This window comes from Sphingomonas sp. S2-65, assembly GCF_021513175.1.
Taxonomy (GTDB): domain Bacteria; phylum Pseudomonadota; class Alphaproteobacteria; order Sphingomonadales; family Sphingomonadaceae; genus Sphingomonas.
The window spans coordinates 3,210,074-3,232,796 of the sequence record NZ_CP090953.1; the positions used below are offsets into that span (position 1 = coordinate 3,210,074).

Annotated in this window: 19 protein-coding genes; 7 read left to right on the top strand and 12 right to left on the bottom strand. The window is 65.3% G+C overall.

Annotation, left to right across the window (positions count from 1 at the left end):
• Positions 1 to 61: 61 nt before the first annotated feature.
• Positions 62 to 661, bottom strand: a complete 600-nt coding sequence (locus LZ586_RS15135) for a hypothetical protein (protein WP_235077107.1) — start codon at positions 659 to 661, stop codon at positions 62 to 64.
• A gap of 375 nt (positions 662 to 1,036) precedes the next feature.
• Here LZ586_RS15135 and LZ586_RS15140 point away from each other — a divergent pair, with 375 nt between their 5' ends.
• Positions 1,037 to 1,711, top strand: coding sequence for a hypothetical protein (locus LZ586_RS15140; RefSeq protein WP_235077108.1), 675 nt, complete (start codon positions 1,037 to 1,039; stop codon positions 1,709 to 1,711).
• Positions 1,712 to 1,992: 281 nt separating this feature from the next.
• Here LZ586_RS15140 and LZ586_RS15145 read toward each other — a convergent pair whose 3' ends face one another.
• The 6 genes from LZ586_RS15145 to LZ586_RS15170 all read right to left on the bottom strand — a co-directional run bounded on the left by LZ586_RS15145 (position 1,993) and on the right by LZ586_RS15170 (position 9,377).
• Positions 1,993 to 3,987, bottom strand: coding sequence for a hypothetical protein (locus tag LZ586_RS15145; protein ID WP_235077109.1), 1,995 nt, complete (start codon positions 3,985 to 3,987; stop codon positions 1,993 to 1,995).
• A complete protein-coding gene (locus LZ586_RS15150) occupies positions 3,980 to 4,966 on the bottom strand; it encodes a TniB family NTP-binding protein (protein ID WP_235077110.1) in 987 nt (328 codons plus the stop codon). The genes LZ586_RS15145 and LZ586_RS15150 overlap by 8 nt, the downstream gene beginning before the upstream one ends.
• Positions 4,966 to 7,215, bottom strand: a complete 2,250-nt coding sequence (locus tag LZ586_RS15155; RefSeq protein ID WP_235077111.1) for a DDE-type integrase/transposase/recombinase — start codon at positions 7,213 to 7,215, stop codon at positions 4,966 to 4,968. Before LZ586_RS15155 ends, LZ586_RS15150 begins: the two co-directional genes overlap by 1 nt.
• A gap of 120 nt (positions 7,216 to 7,335) precedes the next feature.
• Positions 7,336 to 8,172: a hypothetical protein gene (locus LZ586_RS15160; RefSeq protein WP_235077112.1), complete on the bottom strand. Its 837-nt coding sequence runs from the start codon at positions 8,170 to 8,172 to the stop codon at positions 7,336 to 7,338.
• A 115-nt stretch (positions 8,173 to 8,287) separates the two neighbouring features.
• A complete protein-coding gene (locus LZ586_RS15165; RefSeq protein ID WP_235077113.1) occupies positions 8,288 to 8,734 on the bottom strand; it encodes a hypothetical protein in 447 nt (148 codons plus the stop codon).
• 139 nt (positions 8,735 to 8,873) lie between these two features.
• On the bottom strand, positions 8,874 to 9,377 hold the full coding sequence (locus LZ586_RS15170; protein ID WP_235077114.1) for a hypothetical protein: 504 nt from the start codon (positions 9,375 to 9,377) through the stop codon (positions 8,874 to 8,876).
• A gap of 364 nt (positions 9,378 to 9,741) precedes the next feature.
• Here LZ586_RS15170 and LZ586_RS15175 point away from each other — a divergent pair, with 364 nt between their 5' ends.
• Positions 9,742 to 10,956, top strand: coding sequence for a helix-turn-helix domain-containing protein (locus tag LZ586_RS15175; RefSeq protein ID WP_235077115.1), 1,215 nt, complete (start codon positions 9,742 to 9,744; stop codon positions 10,954 to 10,956).
• On the opposite strand, the gene LZ586_RS15180 is transcribed toward LZ586_RS15175, so the two are convergent.
• The gene (locus tag LZ586_RS15180; protein WP_235077116.1) at positions 10,953 to 11,846 is read right to left on the bottom strand and encodes a hypothetical protein; all 894 of its coding nucleotides are present in this window, start codon (positions 11,844 to 11,846) and stop codon (positions 10,953 to 10,955) included. The two genes, LZ586_RS15175 and LZ586_RS15180, sit on opposite strands and share 4 nt — an antisense overlap.
• A 549-nt stretch (positions 11,847 to 12,395) precedes the next feature.
• Complete coding sequence (locus LZ586_RS15185) at positions 12,396 to 14,675, bottom strand: Rab family GTPase (protein WP_235077117.1); 2,280 nt, start codon at positions 14,673 to 14,675, stop codon at positions 12,396 to 12,398.
• Between the two features lie 95 nt (positions 14,676 to 14,770).
• Between LZ586_RS15185 and LZ586_RS15190 the strand changes: the two genes are divergently transcribed.
• Positions 14,771 to 15,094 (top strand): hypothetical protein, encoded by a 324-nt coding sequence (locus tag LZ586_RS15190; RefSeq protein WP_235077118.1) that lies wholly within the window; start codon positions 14,771 to 14,773, stop codon positions 15,092 to 15,094.
• Positions 15,095 to 15,286: 192 nt separating this feature from the next.
• On the opposite strand, the gene LZ586_RS15195 is transcribed toward LZ586_RS15190, so the two are convergent.
• Positions 15,287 to 16,852: a hypothetical protein gene (locus LZ586_RS15195; protein ID WP_235077119.1), complete on the bottom strand. Its 1,566-nt coding sequence runs from the start codon at positions 16,850 to 16,852 to the stop codon at positions 15,287 to 15,289.
• Between the two features lie 101 nt (positions 16,853 to 16,953).
• Here LZ586_RS15195 and LZ586_RS15200 point away from each other — a divergent pair, with 101 nt between their 5' ends.
• Positions 16,954 to 17,268 (top strand): HU family DNA-binding protein, encoded by a 315-nt coding sequence (locus LZ586_RS15200; RefSeq protein ID WP_261346011.1) that lies wholly within the window; start codon positions 16,954 to 16,956, stop codon positions 17,266 to 17,268.
• Between the two features lie 222 nt (positions 17,269 to 17,490).
• Here the strand turns inward: LZ586_RS15200 and rpsU are convergent, their stop codons facing one another.
• Both rpsU and LZ586_RS15210 read right to left on the bottom strand, forming a co-directional pair.
• Positions 17,491 to 17,691, bottom strand: coding sequence for a 30S ribosomal protein S21 (gene rpsU / locus LZ586_RS15205; RefSeq protein WP_184086449.1), 201 nt, complete (start codon positions 17,689 to 17,691; stop codon positions 17,491 to 17,493).
• Positions 17,692 to 17,830: 139 nt separating this feature from the next.
• Positions 17,831 to 18,157: an ArsR/SmtB family transcription factor gene (locus LZ586_RS15210; RefSeq protein WP_235077121.1), complete on the bottom strand. Its 327-nt coding sequence runs from the start codon at positions 18,155 to 18,157 to the stop codon at positions 17,831 to 17,833.
• Between the two features lie 177 nt (positions 18,158 to 18,334).
• Here LZ586_RS15210 and LZ586_RS15215 point away from each other — a divergent pair, with 177 nt between their 5' ends.
• The 3 genes from LZ586_RS15215 to LZ586_RS15225 all read left to right on the top strand — a co-directional run bounded on the left by LZ586_RS15215 (position 18,335) and on the right by LZ586_RS15225 (position 22,712).
• Complete coding sequence (locus tag LZ586_RS15215; protein WP_235077122.1) at positions 18,335 to 19,057, top strand: hypothetical protein; 723 nt, start codon at positions 18,335 to 18,337, stop codon at positions 19,055 to 19,057.
• A 38-nt stretch (positions 19,058 to 19,095) separates the two neighbouring features.
• Positions 19,096 to 19,938, top strand: a complete 843-nt coding sequence (locus LZ586_RS15220; protein WP_235077123.1) for a hypothetical protein — start codon at positions 19,096 to 19,098, stop codon at positions 19,936 to 19,938.
• A gap of 104 nt (positions 19,939 to 20,042) precedes the next feature.
• Positions 20,043 to 22,712: a PD-(D/E)XK nuclease family protein gene (locus tag LZ586_RS15225; protein WP_235077124.1), complete on the top strand. Its 2,670-nt coding sequence runs from the start codon at positions 20,043 to 20,045 to the stop codon at positions 22,710 to 22,712.
• Positions 22,713 to 22,723 lie beyond the last annotated feature (11 nt).

Sequence of the window (22,723 nt, forward strand, 5' to 3'; positions counted from 1 at the left end):
TCGCCTTGTCTTCCAAATTCTGCAGACTCGTTCGGCAGTGGGACCGCGGCGCCCGACTAGGTCAAGGTGAGCCTGGCAGTGCTCGCTCAGGGCGCTCAGCGGTCCGCGGCGGCACGACGATCTCGTGATAGTAGATGCCCGCGGAGCCGGCGCTGTAGGCCTCTTCATTTTCTTCGCTGAAGGCTTCGATCGCCGCTTCCATGTCGGCTTCGGTGTTGTGCACGGATGCGGTCAGTTCGTCGTGTAGCTCGGCAATGAACACGTGACGCCTGTCCGGCGCTGGACCTGAGCCGTCCGGATCGTGCAGCTCTTTAGAGGGCAGCACGATCTCGTGCCACTGGAAGACCGTCTCGCAGTCCCTGATGCGATCGCGATGCTCCATGTTGCACTCGTCGATGGCGTCCTGCAGCGCTGGGAGGCCGATGTGCAGCGTGGCGACGGGATCGTAGTCGATCATCGTGATCAGGACGTAGCGCCTGTCACTTGCGTCCCTCTCCCGCATGTCTCCCCTGAACTCCGCGGCGAGCCTTCGGAGAGCATCGCTCTGAGCCCTGTAGGCCACGATCTGCTCACGGGACCTCGCCTGGAGCATGCGTGCCTGGAGGCGTCGCGCCTCGGATTCCAGTTCGCTCAGGACATGTTGCACGGGCTGGTAGTACATCCGTTTCCTCCGATATTCTCGCTCATCGCGTGACGCTGCCGCCTGGCATGGGTGAAGCCGCTTTTGCGCGAGATGGCGCGGGGGCTTCGAGCATCTCGCAGCCCGGCCTTGGCATCACCGCCTCGACTTCAGTTCATTGCCTCTCCAAGCGTCCTGAGACTGTCCTGAGACTGTCCTGAAGGATTGAAATCGTTCACTTCGCCATCCTCCTTACATCGGGGCGGATCTAATCGCCGTCCGGCATGACTGCGTGTGATTTCGAGGAGCACACCGAGTTGTTGAAGAGCAGGTGGCTCCGCAACGCCTGTTCATGATTGACTGGCCTCGCCTTCGCGGAGGGAGATCTGATTAACCTCTTTCGACTAGCTCAGCAGGATGAAGATTGATTACTTCGTGAAGAGAATCGGTTGGGTTTGGCTTTTTACGGCCCCGATCCTCATCGCCGGCATTGCTATGTGGCAGGTTGGATCGTCGGCTTGCGTGGCGGAGATGCAGATCGCCGCCGAAGCGAAGCCGCCGGGAGATGCGGCATGGCTGTGTCGCCGACTATTCTCAGTTCCCGACCTGACCCGAATCTCCTCCACGCCTCCAGCGGATCTAGCATCCATGCGCACCGGGGTGGTGGGCACGTTTGTTGCGATACTTTTTGGTTTGATCGCGCTGTTGGCGGGATACAAAAGTCTTTTGGAAGGCAAGGAGAAGCGAAGCAAGTTCGGCGAAGATGCGCTCGCCTGCCGTTGCGATCTCGATGCGACCTCAGGTGAGGTGACCGCCAGCATTCGAAATCTGGCGTCAACTCGAGTAAAGATCGAAGGTCTCAAGGTTGAGAACATTTTGGGCGTGAACCTGCTGACGTTTCCGTCGTTCGAACTGGCACCGGGCGAAGCTCTTCCGTGGACCATTTTCCCAGCGCACGGCGTGCTGCCTAGCGGTGTGGTGATCAAGGGGGAAGCGATTGCATTTGCAACTAACAGATCCACCTTCGTCGGAGAATTTAACCTAGGCCCCTCAACTTGTTCTCCGAAGCGCTTCGACAGGGCATGGTTTTAACTGCCGCTGATTCCAGAAAGAACGGCGAGAAACAGCACCAGGCTTGTTATCGCAAATGCGCTCTTTGCAAGATTACGGGCTGGCGTTCCTCCTTCGAGAAGTATCGATGCTCCTGCGCATGAGACAATTGTCATGCATAGGGCAAGTAGAATATAATCTCCCATCATTCTTCCTTTATTTCGTAAATGGAGCTGATCGCATCCGCGAAATATATCTTTGAAATAATGCGGGCAACGTAAGGCCGATTACAGGCAGGAGATGGGCCGGAGTCGGGTTATCCCTCAAGTCTCTGCTTCTAATCTGCTCAGATCATATCGGTCAGCACGCTCATGCTTGGCCATCAGTGCCTCGACCTCATGTCGAAGCCTTCCCAGACGCCCCTTGCTCCCGATGAGCGGCAGAGCACGAAGCGGCGAGGGCATCTTGCGCCCGCGTCCTCCCCACCGGGCTAGGATCTCGCCCCCGGAGATGTGAAGCCTCGCCAGCCGCAGAATGTCGGCGCGGCCGTAGGTCCCGCTCTCCGAAGCGGGCAACTCGCCGGCGATCAGGGCCTCCTGGAAGATCCGCGGCGTGAGGTTCAGCAGCTCCTCCGCGTCTCGCCGGTTGATGCGCGAGGTGAAGTCGATCCGGCATCGGCGCGGGCGCGCGAAGTCCATGCCGGTGAGGACGTCGAGCTGGTGTCTCGGCACGAGGACCCGGCTGGTCAGAGGCGCATCTCGCTGGCCGTCCAGCCGGAAGGCGAGGCTTCCCTCGATCATCGCGACGAGGATCGCGCCCCAGGGCTTCTCGCGTCCGCCGATCGCCGCGGCCGCCCGACGCAGGGGAAGCTCTTCCCCTGACAGCTGCTGGGCGGCGCTGTTCTCCAAGGCTTCCACCAGCGCGTCGAAGCTGCTTCGGCTTACCTGACGTCGAAGAAGCGCCAGGCGAACCGCTGGATCGCCTAGTAGGCTGAGCTGATTCAAGGCGCACAGCTGCTCCACGCCGTGATGGCTGATGCCGAGGCGCTGGCTGGCGGAGCCGAGGTCCATTCTGTCGGCGAGAAGCGCGGCCGTGGCGCGCAGCTTGTCGGTTCGGAAGATCTGGTGGCGGTTGATCGTCCCGCCGACGGCGATCGGACACAGGATGCTGGCCTTCCACAGTCGCTCGAACGTCCGCTGGCTAACGCCCAGCACACGCTGGGTCTCGGCGGAGTTGCCGGCCTGTCCGATTGCGTTCTTCAAGGTCGCCTTGTCGGAGGACGCGAGGCCGGGGAGGGCGTCCAGCATGATGTCCGCATGACAGGGCCACGAGTTCCGCCCGCGGACCAGCAGGCGCAGCTGCTTCGCCAGGCGCAGACCTGCGGCCGCGTCGGCGGACGCCGCGTCCGAGCATGCCTTCCGCAGGCCTTCCGGCCAGCTGCTCAGCATCTTCGAACCCGCCTTCAGGATTTCGATGCGGGTGGTCGCCGGCAGCTTCCTTGCGCCGTCGCGCTTTCCCACGCCCACCCCGGCGAAGATGCTGCCGACGCGCCAGCCCAGTTCGAACACCTCGCCGCGGTCGAGGCTGGTCAGGCGCTTCGGCAGGCGGCGGACTGCCGCGAGATGCAGCTTGGGATCGGGGTGGAGGATGGTGCTCATCAGGGCAGTCGATCGCAGGTCGTTCTCGGCGATGCGTTCGCGGTCGCAGGTGCGCAGGTCGAGCATGCAGTGGTGGCAGTTGCGCAGGACCGAGCTGCTCCAGGTGAAGCCGGTCCGACAGCGCGGGCACCGGTCGATCAGCACCTCACCCGTTCTCGGACAATGCGTGAGCAGCCCTAGATGGCCGAGTGCGGAGTGGTGTGCATCACGCTCCAGCCATGCCGGCGCGAAGCGCCTCTGCTTGAGGCCCAGATCGTAGGCGGCAATAGTGGTTCCGTGGAAGCGGAAGCCGGGCAGGTCGGATGTGATCTCCACCCTGGAATAGAGGCGGGCCTCCACGTCGCACGCGGTGAGGCGCGCCGCCCATGCGAGCTGCGCGAAGTCTACGTCCTCGCGGCAGGCCAGGTTCATGTAGGCATGGCCCACCGGAGCCACTGAGGAGAGGAGCGGGGTCACGAGCGGCATGTGGCTGGCGGCGCAGGACCGCGCGATCAGACCGATCAGGCTCTCATCCGCTACCGGGGTGACCCCTCTCAGGATCCTGGGCCCGGTGCGTTCCTGGATCGGCGAGGGCGCGATCGCGGATGCACTGGCCTGCGCCAGTGCATCCGGGCCGTCCGACATCCGCTCCGCAGATGCGCTGCTGCCGACGTCATCCATTCGCCTTGACCACTCCGAAGCGGAAGGGGTCGCTCGCCGCGAGCTTCTGCTCGACCGCCCAGGTGCTTGTCGCGTGAGAGAGGTCGCAGACTTCGATCCGCGCGGCGCTCCGAAGGAATGCATGGCGTGCAGCCTCCCGCAGAAGGGCCACCACCCGGCCGAGGTAGCCGCTCGAGATGGACATCAGGCATGCCATGACCCGGGGGTCCGTCAGGTTGGACGTTTCGGCGAAGAGCTTCTTGCCGGTGAGCTGCTGGTCGTATTTTCCGAGGAACTTCGAGAAGGTGGCCTGGCTTGCCGTGTCGTCGAGGCGAAGCGGCTTGATGTCGCAGGGCGGGCGCAGGCGGTGGCTGAGCTGGTTGTTGGAGGGCAGGATCTTACCTGCCTCCTCGTTGCCGAAGAGTCCCAGGCCGACCCTGCCGTCGTTGATGAACCGCTTGATGACGTCGGTGGCGGCCGAGTTGCCGCTCGAGCGGTAGCCTGCGTGCTGGACCTCGTCGATGATGAGCAGGACGGTGCCGTGCTCCTCGAATGCGTCGTAGGCGCTCCTGCGGAGAGCCACTTCGTCCTTCTTCGAGGTGTATCCGTCATCATAGGCATCGAGGATGGAGGTCCAGAAGCGCCGCGAGGTGCATGCCTGCTCGAGCTCCACCCGCACCACGGGGCGGGCCTCCGCCGGAAACGTCTTCCGCCTGGCGATCACGCGGGCGTATTCGTCTGCCGCGGCGCTCTTGCCTGCGAAGCTGGCGGCAGAGTTGCGCACCGCGTAGCAGGATCCGGGCCTTCCCAGCGAGACGATCTCGTCGAGAGCCCTCAGGACCGGGGCGTGGTTAGGATTGTTGACGTAGATCGATTCCAGGACCTCGTTCCAGCCCTTCAGGGCCGCAAGCCTCTCCCGGGATGAAGAGGGGACCGGAAATCCCGAGGCGGGCTGCAGCTCAGCCTCGCTGAAGAGCTGGTTGTGCTTGGGGCTGATCATCACTTGAACTCCTCGAAGTCGTCGTCATTCGACGTGGGTTCCACGATCGGCGGGGGCATGTGGAAGGTGAGCCCGGCGGCGTCGAAACTCGCCTCCGGGTCCTCGCCGCCTTCAGCATCGGCATCCAGTTCGGCGGATGTGGAGAAGCCCGGACGGCTCTGGGCGCGCAGAGCGTCTTCCCGCTCATTCGCGGGGGCCTCGTGCTCGATGATGGGAGCCATGCCGTCGTGGCGCGGTTCCGCCTCGGCGTATTCGACGGGGAATGCGGCCGAGGCGCCGGGCGAACCTCCCAGCATCCGTGCCATCGCACGCCGCTCCCGGGCGTCGGCGTCGGGAAACGCCTCCTGGATCGCCTTGTTCAGCTCGTATCTGGCCGCGAGGCGCTCGGCCTGCGAACTGAACTTCAGGGCTTCGCGCTTGGCGAAGTCGCGGATCTGGTTGTGTTGCCAGAGGCTGAGGCCGTCTGCGTATTCGGGCTGCGTGTTCTCGAGGTCGAGCCAGTCGTCGCCGACGAAGACCTGGACGCGCAGAAGGTCCTCGGGGTTGTATTTGATCTTCGTGGTGATCGCGGCGGTGGCGTCGAGGCGCTTGCGATGCGGCTCCTTGGCTGCCAGCTTGTCGGTGACGACCGGAAGGTTCGGCCCCTTCCAGGTGAGGCCGAACATGCGCGCGCCTCCGCCCACCGTGATGCGCTTGTTGTGCACCGTGGTGCCCGTGACGATGTCGATCTTCCGGCGGTCGAGGATCATCTGGCGATGACCTGCGGTCATTCCGCGTTCCCACTTCTGCAGCGGAACGGCACTGATGCCGGAATGGAAGTTGGTGTGATACGCGAACAGGAAGTCCGCGATCAGCTCCTTCAGCTCGGTGACCGTGACCACCGCCTCGCTCCCCGGATCGATGCCGAGCTTGCGCAGGACGCTTGGATCCAGCGTGGCGCCGGGCAGCTTGTCGATGAGGAAGGTGTTGAGGGTGCGGAAGAAGCGTTCGATTATCCCCTTGTGGCGGGGCGAGCCGACCGGGGCGAGTTCGTGGGTGATGCCGAGGTCGGCCAGCAGCTCGCCGAAGGCCGGCGCCACGTAGTTCGCCCCGTTGTCGGTCACGATCTTGTCGGGCTTGCCGGACAGATATGCCAGGGCCGGAAACCGGGCCAGCCGGTCGGGCCGGACGTCGAACTTGGCGAAGTTCGCGGTGCGCAGGCACTGGGCCGAGATGGCACGGAACCGCTCCGGCAGGAGCGCCTTTCGGACCGTGTCCGCCGCCTTCTGCGAATTCGGCGGAAGGAAGCTGACGGTGAGCCCGATTACGCACCGCGAATGCACGTCCAGGATGACCGTGAGGTAGGGCCGTCCGGCGATGAGGCCCCGGTCGACGTCCAGGCAGGTGACGAGATCGACGATCGTGTCGTCCATGAGCGCGATCTGGAGGATGCGTGTCGCGGTGATGCCGCGGCCCGACCCGTCGAACTTCCGCTTGGCGGCCTTCTCGCCGAACTTGGCCGCGTAGGTCTCGCGGCAGAGCATCTCGTTGACGCGCCGCCGGATCGTCTCCTTGCCCGGCACGGGCAGTGGATCCACGCCTTCGGCCACGCGGCGGATGTTGAGCTGATGCACGCGCGTGACTACGGCGGCTTCGACGTCGATGATCTTGTATCCGCGGTTCGCCCAGTAGCGGGGCCGCTCCTCCTGGATGATCTGCTCTATTTGGGACGCGAGCCGGTTCTGCCGCGCGACGCGGCCGCTGAGCGAGAACATCTGCTCGAGGGTTATGTCGGTGTCGATGATGCGCCCGAGCCAGGAACGGACCTTCGGGATCGTGGGACAGGTGCCGAACCTTTCCTCCAGGTCGCCGGTCCAGATCTTCTTGATCTCGGCGCCCAGCCGCGCGTCGCTGGCGTCGACGCCCCGCTCCACGAGGCCCAGGATCAGCTTGAGGCGCGCCTCGGCCATCGGGTCCTTCTCGAGGATGTATTCGCGGTCGAAGACCCGGGCCTGCGCCCGTGCCGGTGCCACCGGCCCGTTCCTGTCCGCGATCTTGCGCAGCTCGCCTTCCGCGAGGTTTCGCTCGAACCACGGAAAGTCGGTGAGCTGGAGTTCGCCGGTCTCGGGATTTTCAACCCGGTGCGTCGCCCCGGAGGGCAGCCGGATGACATGGAGGAGGCCGTCGCCGAGATCGCGCTCGATCAGCAGCTTCAGGCCGGAGCTGTCGACGAACGTGGACCCGAGGACGCCGGAGATGTTGAGGTTCATGCAATGCTCCTGAGATTGCGCGCGGCCGGGCCGCGCGCCTGAGGGTGGATCGATTTCGGAGAGGGCCACTTCGGGCCTCGAAAGCATCGGCGGTCCTGGTCTAGGCCCGTCGTGGAGCACTCAGCGGCGCAGGCTGGGCATGGCCAGCCGGAGTGGCGGTACGGCCCGGCACTCGCTGCGCTCGGTCAGGCGCGCTTCGAGATCGATCTCGACCACGCGCTGCACCATCAGGGCGTAGGCCATCGACCGGCCGTTGATGGGGTGGAGCATGGATGCGAGGCTGCCGAGGGAGATCGGGCCTCTGGAAACGGCGGCCGCCGCCCGCGCGATGAGATGCTTGGGCACATGCACGAACCGGCTCGCCTGGATCTCGTCGATGTTCTCCCGCCGCTGCTGGCCACCCGCGTTCGCGAGGACGATCCGCTCGTATCTGTATCCGATCGCGTCGGCGGCGAGCTGGCCGAGGAACGACTGCTTGCGGGCTTCGGGCCTGCGAAAGTCACTCCAGTGCCGCTTTGCGTCGATCAGCACGCGGCTGCCGTCGGCCATCAGGTTGGAGAAGTCGGGCAGGTGGGACCACCATGCTCCTCCCACCAAGGCCTCGACGCGCAGGGGCTGGGCGATCGCCTTGACGATGTCGACGCGCACTTCCTCCTCGGGCAGGCGCAGGATTTCGGTGGCGCCCTCCGCGTAGCGGTTCCTACTCATCTTTTTGGAGGGATAGCCGATAGTCCGGATGCTCTTGCGCCCGGTGATCTGCGTGCGGAGTTGATCGCCGTCCGGCGCGCGGACGATGACGACCTTCGTCACCGGCGGGAACGCTCCGAACCGGGGGTCGGTGCGGTACATGGCTGCACGTTCGGCGCCCAGAACGAATTCGGAGCGGCGGTTGCCGGGATGATCCGGCTGCGGATCATTCGCATTGAAGGAGGTGTTGTGGTTGGCGAAGCTGTTCATCTGGACCTCTGATCGTCTGGTGGAATTCGGTGGCGGGCTCCGCCTTGTGGCGGTGCCCTGGGCATCACGGACCGGTGGCGAGGCGCCACCCGACCTTCACGGCGGGAGCGCCGCATCACGCCTTCTGCGGTTTGCGCCTGCCTGCACGCTGCGGTCGCGACGCGTAGGTCGTCGCGGCGAGTTCCGAGCCGCGGAAGAGGACGCCCTGCCGGAAGAGATCCTCGATCGTCGGCTTGGCGGTCGGCTGGCGGGGTCGGAAGCAGCGCGACATCAGCGCCTCGATGTCGGCATCGAAGGCGAGAACGGGCTTGCCTTCCACGTATCTGCGCGTTGCGACGACGAGCACTTCGCCCGCATCGATGGCGGCGCTGAGCAGCGCCTCGTCCATGTTCCGGACGATGGGACGACGCTTGGGTTCGGGCGCGTAGAGGGGGATCTCAACCAGGCGGACCTTCGGCAGCTCGTTGTTGCCTTCGTCGACGCGGCGGACCTCGAGGAAGGTGTCGGCGAGCAGCACGGTCCCGTGCTGGAGGAGGCCGTGCTTGGGGTTGCGGTGGCTCATGTTCCTGTTCCTTGTGCTGGTGGTTGGGTTGCGGGCGCGGGACGGCGTTCCGCTGCCCTTCAGGGCAGGGGTGCTGGTCGGCGCGGAGATGGTTCGAGAAGGATGAGGCGGGGCTTTTCCGCCTGAGGCTGGACGTCGCCTAGCTCTGCGGGGCGGCCCCGCCCCGGCGGGCACGATCGCCGGCACGCCACTTGCGAATGGTATGGACGTTGTCGTGAGGACCCCAGGTCGCGAGGAGATCCCCGGTCCAGTGCCGGTGCAGCCAGATTGCGATTGCCTTCGCGCCGTTCTTGACGCCGGCCGCGTCGAGAAGCTCAACCTGGGTGAGCAGCTTGAGGGTCGGATCCGGAGCCTGGCAGGACCGCATCGCGGGCAGCACCTCGGCTTCGCCGACAAGGGCCAGTTCTGACCACTGGCTGCACGTCATCAGCGACGGGCAGCCGTCACGATCCGCGACCAGGTAGAGGCCATACGGCGGCGTCGAATGTGCCAGGATCAGATTGAAGCCTGCCCGGCCGACCAGTCGAAGGCGGCTGGACCGGATCCTGATCTCGCTGCCGCAAGGCGGCGGGGCCACCTCGCATGATCTTCCTGAGGGAGGAGGGCCAGGTTCCTCCTCGAGTGCGGTATGTTTGAAGGACATGTAAGCTCCTCTATGCAGACACTAGGTTGGATAGGAAATTCCGCTATCGTGTCCCTAAGGTGCTTACGGGCGCTTCCGTTGTCAAGCGCCATTTCGACGCAAAATTGACTTGGCTAATCAGGTATCACGTCACTGATTCTAAATCGTCTAATGATCTCTGCAACTTGAAGGAGGGAAAGAAAAATCAGATGAAGGCCCTATGCGCCACGTTCGCTGGCTCGATCTGGTTTGCGGCTGGTAGCTTCTGGGCGTCCGGTGGAAGTGGGCGGGCTCGCGCCGACGGGCTCTCGAACGCTCCTGCTGATTTGGGGCCGCGCCTCTTGTGTAGCTTGCTGTGCCGACGCGGCGGCTATACCTGATCCGCATGGCGGAAGATGACGCAGCTTTGAAGAAGATGTTCTCCCGCAGGGCGGGCAGGAATTCGGACGAAGCTCGGGAGACGGCTCTGTTCGCCCGATTGCCAGCCTCCAAGCAGCGACTTGTGGTGGATCGCCTGGCTAAGTTGGATGCTTATCTGGAGGCGCGGGCTAGCGGGAATGCCGATACTGCAGCGGCCGCCGCCGCCTTGGGCGTCACGGTCCGAAGTCTCTATCGCTTGATCAAGCGTCTGGAGGAACTCGGGCCCGTAGCCGCGTTGGCGCCCACTCCGGGCGCCGGCAGGAAGAAGCGTGCCGACGCGGACCAGGCCCTCTCCGAAGAGGCTGATGAGCTCATCGCCGCCACGATCGTCCAGCGCCCGCATCTCTCGGTTTCTGAACTGGTGAAGCGTGTCAGGGAGGTTGATCCGGACGCCTCAGCCTCGACGGTGCGCAGACGGGCGTTGCACCATCGGAGGTACTACGATCCGGTGCCGGATGCGCAGTTTGGCCGGGAATGGCTGGTGGATCAGGCTGCGGTTCGCATCCCGATATTGGAGCAAGGCTACTCTTGGCTCGTAGCGACCTTCGTGGTGGATGCCGACAGCGGGATCATCGTCGGGCGCTGGCCCGCAAGCGGCACGGAAGATGCTGCACTATGGGCGCTTGCGCACGCGGCTGGTCGCATGGGCGCGCTGCTTCGCACGCGATTGAAGGTAGCCAGCCGCGTGCGCAAGGTTACCTGGGTGCTTCCCGAGCGTTCGCATGACGATGGGGATCGAGTGGTCGACCGCGGCGCCGGGTTGAAGCCGCCCGTGGAGGTCATAACGGTCGGCGGCGCCAAGTATCGCCGCGGCGGGGCGCTTTCCAAGGTCCTGGGAGGCTACGTAGGCGATCTGGAGATCATGATCCGCGCCACTCCGGAACCATTCGTGGAGCGGCGCGACGAAGATCCGGAACCCTTGAGCATGGATCGGGCACTTGAGGTGCTCGACTACAACATCCAGCTTTCGCATGACTACATGTCTCGCTGGGCGATATCGCCAGGCTCTAGGAAGGTGCCGTCTCCGAGCCGGATAGCCTCGATGAAGCGCATCATGGAGCAGCTGATCGATGTGTTCGAGCCGGCCATGGCCCTCAACGCCGTCGTTGCCGCGCGGGAGAGCGCCGGCAGGATCGGCGAGGATTTCCCTGCAGAGCCCACCGAAGCGCCACAACCCTAGCGGTACTGCTGCTCCTGTATGAATTGGCTGATCGCCCGCTGCGCCACCGCCAGCTCTACCGCTTGCGACGGCGAGGCTGCCCTGGACTGCCTGGGGGCGAACGGCACCTTGGCTATCCGCAGTCCCAGGATCGACATGAGTGCCGAACCCGCTCTCACCCCGTGGCTTGCGCCTGCGTCCAGACGCACTCCGGCTTTGCTCAGCACGTCGCTGTAAGGAAGCAAGGCTTGAGCGCGGTCGCCGGTGACGATCAGCGCGCGTTGGGCGAAAGCCTCGGCCGCCGCTTCAGCAACCATTCGAGCGAGTGCTTCAGGTTTCGGAGCGCCTGCTGACAGGCTGTGGATCAGCAGCCTGCCGGTGATCGCATCCTGGACGCCGGCAAGCGTCGCGATCGCCGCTTCTCCAGCTTCATCGAGCACGTCGAGCGACAGGGGGCAGACGTCGAGGACGATGTCGAAGCGTCGACCAAGGCGGATGCGCAGGTCGACGTCGGTGCCGGTCGTCCGCGTCCGGATCGTGTTCTCCGATGGCGGTTCGAGCCCCGCAGCGCGGCAGCGCCTGACGACTTCTAGGTGCACTGTCCGCTGGGGAGCCTCGGGCCCCAGGTCCCGCATGGTTTCGAGGATCACTTTCTCGAGCTGGGAGGACAGCCAGCGCCGCTTTCCGCGGCGAGAGCGGCGTGCGCGGCCGGTGATCTTGAGGATCTCGTGAGCCTCGATGAGCCTGTAGAAGCTCCGAACCGTGAGTCCGAGCTGTTCCGCGTGTTCCGCGACATCTTTCCCGGTCGGATCCGGCAGCGCGTCGAAGCTCTTCAACACGTCCAGGCGACGCAGGGCTTCACTCCACTTTGCTGGCGGCAGCTCGGCCAGCATCGCGACGTCTCTGTCCACTTAATTCCTCCATCAACTTGGCGTTGCCGCGACAAGTCGATCTGCATCTCCTTCTTCAGCTTGATCGCGGGGAACACGGCGCGACAGTCACGCGCCGGCGTGATCAGTCGGCATCGGCGACTTCGTCTCTGACGTACGCTCCGCCGCAGGACGTGTTTGCAAGACGGCGGGGTGCCACGTGAGGGTTTTCCGGCAAACCTGCGGTCCCATGGGCCGCTCGGTCCCTAGGGGTCCAACATCGCTACCTTAAGAAAGGCGGTGGCGTATTTGGCCTGGTGCTGGCCGGATGGATGTTGCCGGCCGAGGTCGGCGTAAGGAGCGGGGAGCAGTTCGAGATCGTTGATCGCGACACCCGCTCGCCGGGTTTGTTCATGCGTGCTACCGTTAGCCACGGGACTGATGGCCTTGCCCTCGCTCGCGGCGGGATGTCGCCAGCCTCCGGGGCTTGGAAGCCACGACGTAAGCGCGGCTGAGCGGCGAGACGGCCCTGTCCTCATGTCCGCTGCGAGCCGAGCCGCCACTCGCCGCAGCGTCTGGACGGCAACGCGATCAGAGGCCGGCGCGGGATGCCATCTTGCCGCCGACCAGCTCGACGCTGGACGACACGGCCTCGATCACCTCGTCGAGCAGCGCGCGGGCTTCGGACGTCAGCATGGCGTCGGGCGCGGGCGCGGCCCTCGCGTAGATCGCGGCTATCCGCTCTGCGCGTCGCACCGTCGAGCCTTTGCCGCTCTCGAGCGAGTAGGAGTGCCACCAGGCGGTTGCCTCCTCTTCGATCAGTCGCCGGCGGGTTATCTGGAGCAGCCTTCCGGACACGAGCCGCCGGATGCGCGAGACTACGCGATCGGCGTCCTCCGCGGGCGGCTTGGTCGGATTGTCGAGGAAGAGCGAGATCGCCTCCTGGAGCTGGCGATGAAGGTCGGCCACGGGCTGCAGGGTGTCGTATTCGACCGCGGATCCGCCGCCGATGCGCTTGGAGAGGGCCTTAATGCGGGTCCAGTGCTCCTTGCGCACGTTGGAGTAGGTTCCGAGGCCCAGTCGGGCAGCCCAAGGCTGACGGAATTTCGCCACCGCGTCTTGGACCGCGAAGAGCATTCCGAGTGCATCATAGGTCGGGCCGTCGGAGGTTTCGGGCTCCTCCGCCGCATGCGCGGCTTCGAGCAGAGTGAGCATCCCGTCTAGCTGGCGGCGCATGTAGGTCGCAGCCTTGGGTGGCAGCTGGTCGAGTCGGCGATCGGTGCCGCCGAGCATGAAGCATCGCTCGTCCAGGCCGTGTTCGATCGCGCTCACCACTTGGCCCCCGATGATGTCCTTCAAGCGGGCAAGGGCGCTGACCACCGAGGCCATGACGTGAGCGCGCCGGTCGCTCGTCTTCTGGAGGCTGGGCCCCTTGATCAGATCGAAGTGCGTGAAGGCTATGGCCAGCTTCTCGCCATGTCCCATCGAAGCGACGGCGCGCAGCACCGAGAGCGGGGCTGCCTGCATGGGTTGTTGCGCGTTGTCCACGAGCAGGATGACGTCCATTTTCTCGAACCGGCGGGTAACCGACGTCGAGATGCTGGCTCCGTAGTCCGGGGTGTGTCCAATCCCCTGTCCGTCGACGAGCACGAGCTTAGCCCCTTGCGGGCGCATCGCTGGGTAGAGGGGGCCCATCACGCGCACGCCGTCAACGACGGGCGTGAGCAGCCTGCCGAAATGCGGCCAGAAGTTGCTCGAGAACCAGCGGATGGTCCGGATGAACTCGGTCCGGTCCGAGGTCTGGAAGCTCCAGCCGTCCGGCCACTCGCCGCGTGACAGGATCAGCTGCCCGTCCTCGACCATGGCGAAGCGCGATCTGATGGCGTCCAGCACGTCGTGGACCAGGTTGCTGAAGTCCTCCTGATCGAAGAGCTCGGCCTCGAAGACCTCCTCCACAAGCTGCTCGAGCGCGTCCCTGTCTTCGGGCCGAAGGTTTTCGGATCCGGTCGCGACCACGTCTGCGACGCGCTGGGTGATCGACCGGGCCAGACCTTCGATGCGCTCGACCATGCCCTCGAGCGCCTGCCGGTTCTGCTCGCGCTCTGCCTCGCTCAGGCCATCCCCATCTCCTCCGTCGCGCCCGGCGTCCACCTCTTCGTCATCGTCGAAGGAGAAGTCGTCGCCATCGATGTCGGACTTCCAGGGACCAAGGACGTAGCTGAGCCGGAACCGCTGGTCGCGATGGTTCAGGAAGCGCTCGGCCACCCTGCTTCGATCCGCGTTGCCGTGAGCGGCGAGGGCCGCGTCCAGGACGCATTCCTCGATGAGGGTCGATATCTGCTGCTCCGAAAAGAAGGTGACCACCGCCGAATAGTCTCCCTCGGCGAGGACCACCTCGATGTCGGCGATCGTGGTCTTGGCGGGGGCGGTCGAAGGAAACCGGTCCTCGTCGGGATCCGACCCGATCAGCTGGCGCAGCAGGGTGGTCTTTCCCGCGCCGGTGGTTCCGACGAACAGCACGCGCGAATATCCATCGGAAGCGCCGGGCAGCGGCATGACTTCGTCGCGCAGCTGTTCGCCGTCGGCCATCGTGGCCTGTATCCCGTCATAGAAGGCCGAGACGATCTCGGGGGCGAACCTCGTCTCGGCTTCGCGGCGCCGGACGGGGTTCCACCAGGTGTCGTCGCCGAGGATCTCGTTCATCTGCGCAACCATCCTGTCGGCCTCTTCGGCCTCGGTGGTGCCCAGGCCGCGCCGCACCTTCCTGCCCGGCTTCCTCTGTCCGTCGAGCTTGAGGGGGTGGCGGAACGTGATGGTCCATCCGGGGCGGTCGGACTTCGTCTTGGATGCAGTAAACGGATGCTTCGCCATGTCGTTGTTCCATGTTGTTCCGAAAGGATTGACACAGTCAGGGCCGACATGCAACCAGGAGGCTCCTGGAACAACATGGAACAACGAGGATCGTCATGCTTCAGCCCTTACCGCTCAGCCGCCTGCGGCTCTACATCGTCACCTTCGATCTCAATCAGCCCTCGCCGGGAGACCTGCGCTACCGGCGCGTTGATGGCTATCTGCGGACCGTGGGTGCGGTGGTTCGGCCGTGCAAGCAGACCCGCATGGTCGTGACCCGTTCGAATGCGGCCGGGCTGCGCGCGGGGATTCGCTCGATCATCGGCGCCCGTGGCGACATCGCCGTGTTTCCGGTCAGCCGCCGATCGAGCATGGACATCCGTGACCCTGGCATTCGCGCTGCCGTCCGCCAGGCGATCGCACGCCACGGGTTTCCGTGACGACGGGGGCTTGGCGGGGCCGACCAGCGATGAGGTGCGGCCCCGCTGGCATTGTCTGGGCCGGCGACGGGCGCAGCATCTACGCAAGCGGGAGCTTTCGGCCGCGCCCGGCATCGCATCGGCTCATGACAGCGGGGTCGCCGTGCGTTCCGCTCCGGGTGGCGACCGCCAGTGGCAGTAGGGTCTACGTGGTCATTCGCGTGCAAAGGCTCGGGGGAGCATGTGCCCTAGCTCGCGCGCGAACGGGTAGGACCGTTCGGACCCGGCGGGGAGGCCATGCACCAGCGACCACTCCCAGCCGCTCGCGTCGGCCGAGAGCGCCCTCAGGCGGACGAACATCTCTTCGGGCGGTGCGTGCTGAAGGAGGTATTCAAGGTCATCGACGAGGACGATCGGGACGCGTCGGCGGTCTACCTCCGCAATCGCCGGATCCCCTGCATCGGCCATCGCGTTGGCCATGGCCATCACTTCGGGATGCAGCTTCTGGCCCATCACGAGCCACGGGTCGGAGGTCACGACCATGCCGAGGCAGTCCTCGGCAACCGGCGGGCCGTAGATTCCCCGCCGCGCATGCGAGAAGAAGCGCCAGACCTGAAACACACCCTTGGCGATTTCCGCATACGATCCCGACGCCTCGCGCACGGGGTTTCCTGAGAAGCGCGCGTCGATCGGCATCCGCTTGGCCTTGCATTCGATGGCGAGCCGGACGGCGCGATCATCGGAGACGAGGATGTCTGGCGTGTCGAAACCACGCCCCTTCGGGCCGTAGCGGGTTTCAGGCGCGACGCGGTATGCGTCGAGCATGGCTCCGATGTAGTCCAGGCAATATCCCTCGAACTGCTTGCCCACCTCTGCCCAGATCGCGCCGCCGCCGTCCACGATGTCGAAGTAGAGGCCGGAGGTGATGCGCTGGAGGATCAGCGGCGGCACGGGCGCCATCGCCTCCCTACCTTCGAGGCCGAAGCGCAGGATCGGATGCTTTCGCAGCACGCTGGGCTTGTATCCGGCATGATCGCCGTTCAGGCGCAGCTTCGCGGCTTCCACCGAAGCGAGTTCGGGTGTCGTGGATATCCGCCGCAGCACGAGATCGCGTTGCTCTGCGGTGACGCCTTCGAGCAGATGGTGGCTGGACCAGATGCGTGTCGCGGAGTTGGTCGAGCCGGCAAAAAGGAAGAACCCTGCTTCGATGAACTCCGGAATCGTGCAGCCGACCTGCCGCTTGAAGTGCTCGGCGGTTCTGCTTCCTCCGAACGTCCGGAGGGTGCGGTAGAAGCGAGGCATGTTGGCGAAGCCCCGCTGCCACTCGAACTGGCGCTGAGTGAGGCGGTGCATTTCGTAGAGCACGTCGTTGGACTGCAGGAATGCGCCGTCGTCGGCTTCCTCGATCCGCTGGACCAGCTTGACCAGCCGCAGGATCGAGGAGAAGTCGTCGGTCACCAAGGTCCGGCCTCGGGGGTCGGCACGGCGCTGCAGTGCCAGCGCCTCGTTCACGAGCGTCTCGAGCTGCCAAGGATAGATCACCAACTTTGCGCCAGCCTCCCCGTCCGCGGCCTCTGGCGGGAAGTTCATGTATTTGCCGGCGGCGTCCGCGTGCCCGTTCTGCATCGCCCAGGCGCTCCAGCTCATTCCGACGATGTCGCGGAACGACGTCATCGAGAGCAGCTTCGCGAGCTTGTCGCGGTGATAGCGCTGTCCAAGGCTTTGCACGATCTTCCGTCTACCGGTCGAGAAGGCGCCCGTCACTTGCGTGCCGTCCACCCGCGGAAGGGCACGGGTGACTGCGTGTCGCGCAAGCGGGCTTCTGCGGTCGTGACCGAGGCGTGTGAGCAACGAGGCCGAAGGTAGCGAATCCCGGGCCGGTGTGGCTAAGAGCCGCTTCCACAACCAAAGGGCACCACATGAACAACTCTGATCTGGCCGATCGCATCGCCGAGACCAACGGCCTGAGCAAGGCTGAATCGCGCAAGATCGTAGACGCCGTGTTCGTCGCGATGACGGAGGCGGCGGTCGCCGGCGAGGAGATCGCCATCAACGGCTTTGGCAAGTTTAAGGTCAAGGACAGCGCGGCGCGCGAGGGACGCAATCCGTCGACGGGCGAGACCATCCAGATCGCCGCGTCCAAGAAGCTGGGCTTCACGCCGGCCAAGGCCGTCAAGGACAAGCTGAACGGCTGAGGTTCCAAGGCCCGCCTTCAAGGCGGGCCACCGAGCGCGGGTGACGCAGCTCCTTGCATCGCGTCGTCCCCCGCCAGGTGTGCCGGAAGATCCAAGGGCCTTCGGGCCTCAGGCGACGCGCACATGGCCTGGTCGCGCGAGCCCGGCCTGCCGCTACCGAAGCGCCATGATGGTGCTGGATCCCACGATCGCTGCTGACGAGGCGTCGCTGGGAGGTCCCGATCAGCGATCCCGTTCGGCTCTCTTCCGATCCGCCTTCCGTGCTCGGCTGATCGCGGCCGCATGTTCGCGGGCGCGCTTCTCCGATGGTTTTTCGTAGTGCTTGCGGAGCTTCATCTCGCGGTAGACGCCTTCGCGCTGCAGCTTCTTCTTGAGAGCGCGGAGTGCCTGGTCGACGTTGTTGTCGCGGACGATTACCTGCATGCGAAATCGGCTTTCGGCTGTCTTGGCGTGAAATTCTGCGGCCCTAGGGTCGCATTGGACGCGTGCCAAGGGGCCTGTCCGCACGGCTCGGAACTTCGTTCAACCGCGGGCGGTCGCGAACCCTGAAGAAGGTGGTGCCTCATGCCTTCCGACGCGCTTCCGCTGCGGCAGGCTGCGGTTCTGCCTCCGGTGCAATCCGCCGCCCCAGGAAGTCGACCAGCTGACCGAAGGCCCGGTCGTCGGCGCGGTAGATCACAGAGCGGCTTATACGCCGTGACGACACAAGCCCAGCCTGCTCGAGAACCTTGAGATGAGTCGACATGGTGTTGTGCGGAACGCCGAGCTTTTGAGCCAGGAGGCCCGCTGCGAGTCCCTCTGCGCCTTGATCCTGCAGCACCCGGAAGACGTTCAGCCTGGTCGACTGCGCGAGTGCGGAGAGCATGGTCGTGGCTTCCTCGGCATCCATTCCACCGCTGATAGGAGGATGGTGGACGAAACTCAAAGGCGATTGCCTAAGAACCAATAAACCATCAAATACAATATGTCCACGCGTCTGGACATATTGAAATATGCGTCGAGGTCCATAGTATTGTGAACCGACAAGCCGGGACGTCCTGTTCCGTCAGCTTTGCGGAGATCGAATATGATCCTGTTTGATGTTCACCATCGCCCAGCCGATGTCGTTCAGCCCGTCGCTCCTAGTGATCCGCAGCCACTCTCGAGCATCGTGGATCTGGATCCGTTGTCGGAAGATCTTGAGGGCGACGCCGAGGTGACGATGTCGGCGCGTCAGCTTCTTCGGATCGTCATGTTGGCTGCCCAGACTGGTAAGCGGTTCCAAAGACTGGGGTTCACGCACGACCCAGTGACCTGGATGCTGGCGCCCCGCCGCGTCTTCGACCGCTTGGCGCCCATCGAGGCGGCTCAGGACCACGAGCTGTTCGCCAGAGGCGTGATGTTCAACGCGGTGTCGACCGAGTTGGACGGAGATCCCGAAGTCTATCGCGATCTGACGGGAAGCGAAGTCGTCGGGTCTCCTACCGTGTGTCGGCCGGCGACAGTCGAGGCGAAAGGCCCCGGGCTCGGCTTGTTCACCTGCTGCGTGGATTTCCACGACGGCTCTCAACAGGCGATCTGGGCCACGATGGCCGTGAACGAGGAGGAGGTTCGCGGCCGCGCCTTGAGGCGCTTCGGCGAGGACGCTTGGGACGCCATCGAGGTGTATTCCGGCTTCGAGGAGTCGCATCCGCTGGCCGACGCGCTGGTGACCGATGGCGTCCTAGAGACACTGTGCCGCGCCGCACAATATCCGGAGCGGGTCCGTGCGGACTTCGAGGTGTTCCTCGACATGCGGTGCGTGGCATGAGGCGTACGCAGTTGGGCGAGCTCCTGGCAGCTCCAGCCATGACCCGGATCATGGCGCACGTCCTGGAGCAGGATCCCGACTTCAAAGTGTTCAGGCGGCTTCAGCCGATGCGGAGACGGCGTTCCGGTGGAAATCGCGAGGGCGAGCGCACGTTGTGCGTCCTCGATCTCGTGACCACCGGTCCCGACGTTCGGCGCGACAGGATTCTCCGGCTCACCCTCCAGAGAGCCAACGTGGATGCCTGCGGACGCATCGTGGAGACGCACGAGGCTCGGAGCTGGTTCGAGGATCCGGGCTTCGAGCTTGCGCCCGAGCAGGTTCAGGCGACCGGCATCACGCAGCTGGACGTGGCTGGTCGCACCATCAGCGATGGCGAGGCGTTCGGTCTGATCGCGTCCGCCGACATGCTCGTCAGCCACGGCGCATCTAACCATCGCCCTTTCGTCGATCGGCGCCTCTGTCTTCCGGCGACCCGCTGGACGTGCACTCTCGACGATGTGGATTGGCATGCGCACGGCTTCGCCCGCAGCGATCTCCGCGGCTTGCTCTCTGGATGCGGCTGGTTCCTTGATGGGGATGCAGGCGGGGACAGGACGAACGTGATCCTCAATCTGCTCGAACTTGGGCTTCCGGACGGACGTTCGGTGCTTCAGGCGCTGTCGGAGCCGGAGGATGCCTCGGCCTTGATGGTCGAGGCGGGCTCCGTGCCGATAGGCGCGACGTCCCTGCTTCGGGAGCGGGGCTACCGAAGACCGTCCGGGCGCAGAACGTGGATCCGGTCCATATCGGCCGCCTGCGTGGAGGATGAACGCGCCTGGCTCATGCGGCGGGTATATGGCGGAACCCGTCATCTCGTGGCGGTCCGGGCGGAGCAGGCCTGACCGGGAGGCGCTGGCCAGCCGACCTTCTTCGCAGGCGCTGCTTCGATCGGCGGCTTGCGTGACTCCGATGGGACGGTGTTCCCTGGGAACGAGGATGGATGTTTATGATGGACGTTGTTTTCGGCCTCTGGGCCGATGCTGGAGCTTGGCCGGAGCACGGCGGAGAGGGCCCGGCATCCTTCGGAGCTCCCGTCGTCGGCCCCAACGGCATGCTTGATCTGATCGAGACCGCGTGCGGTCTCGGCTCGCCCTCGGTTCCCGCGGTGGTGAGGATCGCAGCCTTCCAGTCCGCTCTCGAAGCGATGTCCTCCACTTCGAGGTTCTGGTCCCGGTCGCTCGGGGTGGACGGCTGGGCGACGGCCCGTACGCTGCTCGGTTGGCGCGATGAGTTGATCGAAGCAGGGTGGCGCCCGGGTGCCGGCCATGACGGCGTCCGCCTTGCCGATCTCGCTGCAGCCCATGCTGCCGCCCGCGACCTGCCTGCGGGGAAGGCGGATCGGATTGCTGCGGCATGGGCCGCTCTGGAAGACAGGCCCCCGCTGCCGATGCGGCGGGTCCGACTGATCGATGCGCGTCATCTACATCCCGCTGGGTGGCGGCGCCTGCTCGACCGCGTCGAAGCCTGCGGAGTGGCCATTGTCGAGCTCGAGCCGATTGCGGCCGCTCCGGATGGTTCGGCCTTGGGCGCTTTGCAGAGGTGGATGATCGGCTCGCAGGACCTTGCAGGGGCTGCGGATGGGACCGTCACGATCGCCACCTCGGTCAGCAAGGCGCTCGCCGCCGAGGTGACGAGCCACTGGTTCGCCGCCAAGGGCGAAGGGGAGGTCGTCCTCGTGGCGCCGGACGCCGACACGCAGCTGCTGGACCAGGCCTTCGCCCGAGCGGGCCTCCCGCGCTCAGGAAGGAGCAGGGCTTCCGCCCATCGGGGATCGCTTCAGGTTCTGTTGCTCGCCTTCAAAGCCGCATGGGCGCCTTTCGATCCCAGTGCCCTCATGGAGCTTCTCGTTTTCCCGACGTCTCCGATCGCCCCGCGCGCAGGCCGTCTGCTCGCTGCGGCACTGGAGGAGGCACCTGGACGCGGAGGACCTGCCTGGATCGATGCCTGGTCCGAGCTGGCTGCCGCGGAGAGGAACGCGGCTGAGCAGGACGCAGCGGCCCTCGCGAAGGCCGAAGCTAGGCTGAGCCGGTGGCGGGCTTGGGCGGAGCCTGCCATCGTGGATGCGGAACAGGGCATCCCGCTGGAGCAGGCGTTGGAGACATGCGACCGCGTGATCGCGTGGGCCGGCGTGCGCCATGCGGCTGACGGCGACGCGCTGTATCTGGGCACGGCGACTCTCACGGGTGACGTTCGCCGCGCGCTCGTGGCCCTCAGGCGCGAACATCTCCCTCGCACTTTGGTCGAGCGGGTGATCGATCAGGCTCTGGACGTGGGGCAAGGTAACCCGGCGGTCGAGGCCGAGGCTGCGACCTGGCGAAGCGTCGTGCATCCCGGTTCGATCTGGGCACCGGTCGAGAGTGTCGTCTGGTGGGGCTTCGGTGCCGACGAGGACGCTCCGCGACGGCAGCCCTGGACGGATCGGGAGAGACAGGAGCTGCTTGAGCAAGGCTGCACCCTCGACGCTCCCGACCGTGCCGGACGCGCGGCGAGCGCCGCGTGGGAGCGCGCGGTCCTCAACGCTCGCGGACGCATCGTGTTCGTCGCGGGCAGATTGGATTCGGGCAAGGATGACGCAATGCATCCGCTCGCGCATCGGATTGCGCCCGCCGAACACCTCATCGAGGCGACCCGGATCGAGGACGCGTTGTCCTCCCGGACGCTGGCGCTCGCGGGCATCCCGCTGGAACGCGAAGCGGTGGAGTTCGCCGCCCTCCCGGAGAGGAGGACGACGTGGCCCACGCCGCTGGGCTATGCCGACCGGGTTCGTGGGCTGGAGCATTCGGCGACCTCCTTCGAGAACGGTCTCGCCTGCCAGTTGATGTGGGCGCTGAAGCATGTTGCGCGGCTGCGCTCGGGACGGGTGCGGTCCATCCCGGATGCAAGCCAGCTCCTGGGCAATCTCGCGCATGCTCTCGCACACGACATATTCCTGCCTGGCGCTCCTCCGGCGCCCGAGCACGCTGCCCGACGCGCTCGCGTGATACTCGCGGAACTCGTCGACTCGATGGCTGCGCCTCTGCGCCTGCCGGAGTTCGCGGCGCAACTGGCCGACGCCATGGACCGGCTGCCGTCCGCGATGGCGGAACTCGCCCGCACGCTTGCGGAGAACCGGCTCGTGGTGGAGGCTTCGGAGCTGCAGGTGAGCGCCAGTTTCGTCGAGGCGCTTGCGGTGCGCGGCGCGGTGGATCTGGTCGCGCGGGATCCTGAGGGCCGGCACGTGATCATCGACCTCAAATGGACACGCAACCCCAAGGGACGGCTGACGGAGCTTGAAAAGGGGGCCGCAATCCAGCTCGCCACCTACGGCGCGATGGTCGCGCAGGGCGCCCCGTATCGTGCAGGCTACTTCCTGCTGAACCAGCGCCAGTTCGCCACGCTGTCGGAAGACGGACTGATCGGCCGGCTGGTCAACGGGGGCCGAGCGCATGCGGAGACGTGGCAGGCGGTCAGGGAATCCTGGAGGCTGATGACGAACGCCGCATCGGCCGGCAGGCTCGTCGCCTCCGGCGTCGACGATGCCGCAGAGCATCTTCCGGCGGATCTGCCCATTGTCCTGGAGGCGAACTGCGGCTGGTGTGAGTATCAGACCCTGTGCCGCGTGCGGGGGCTCAAGTGATGGAGGTCGGA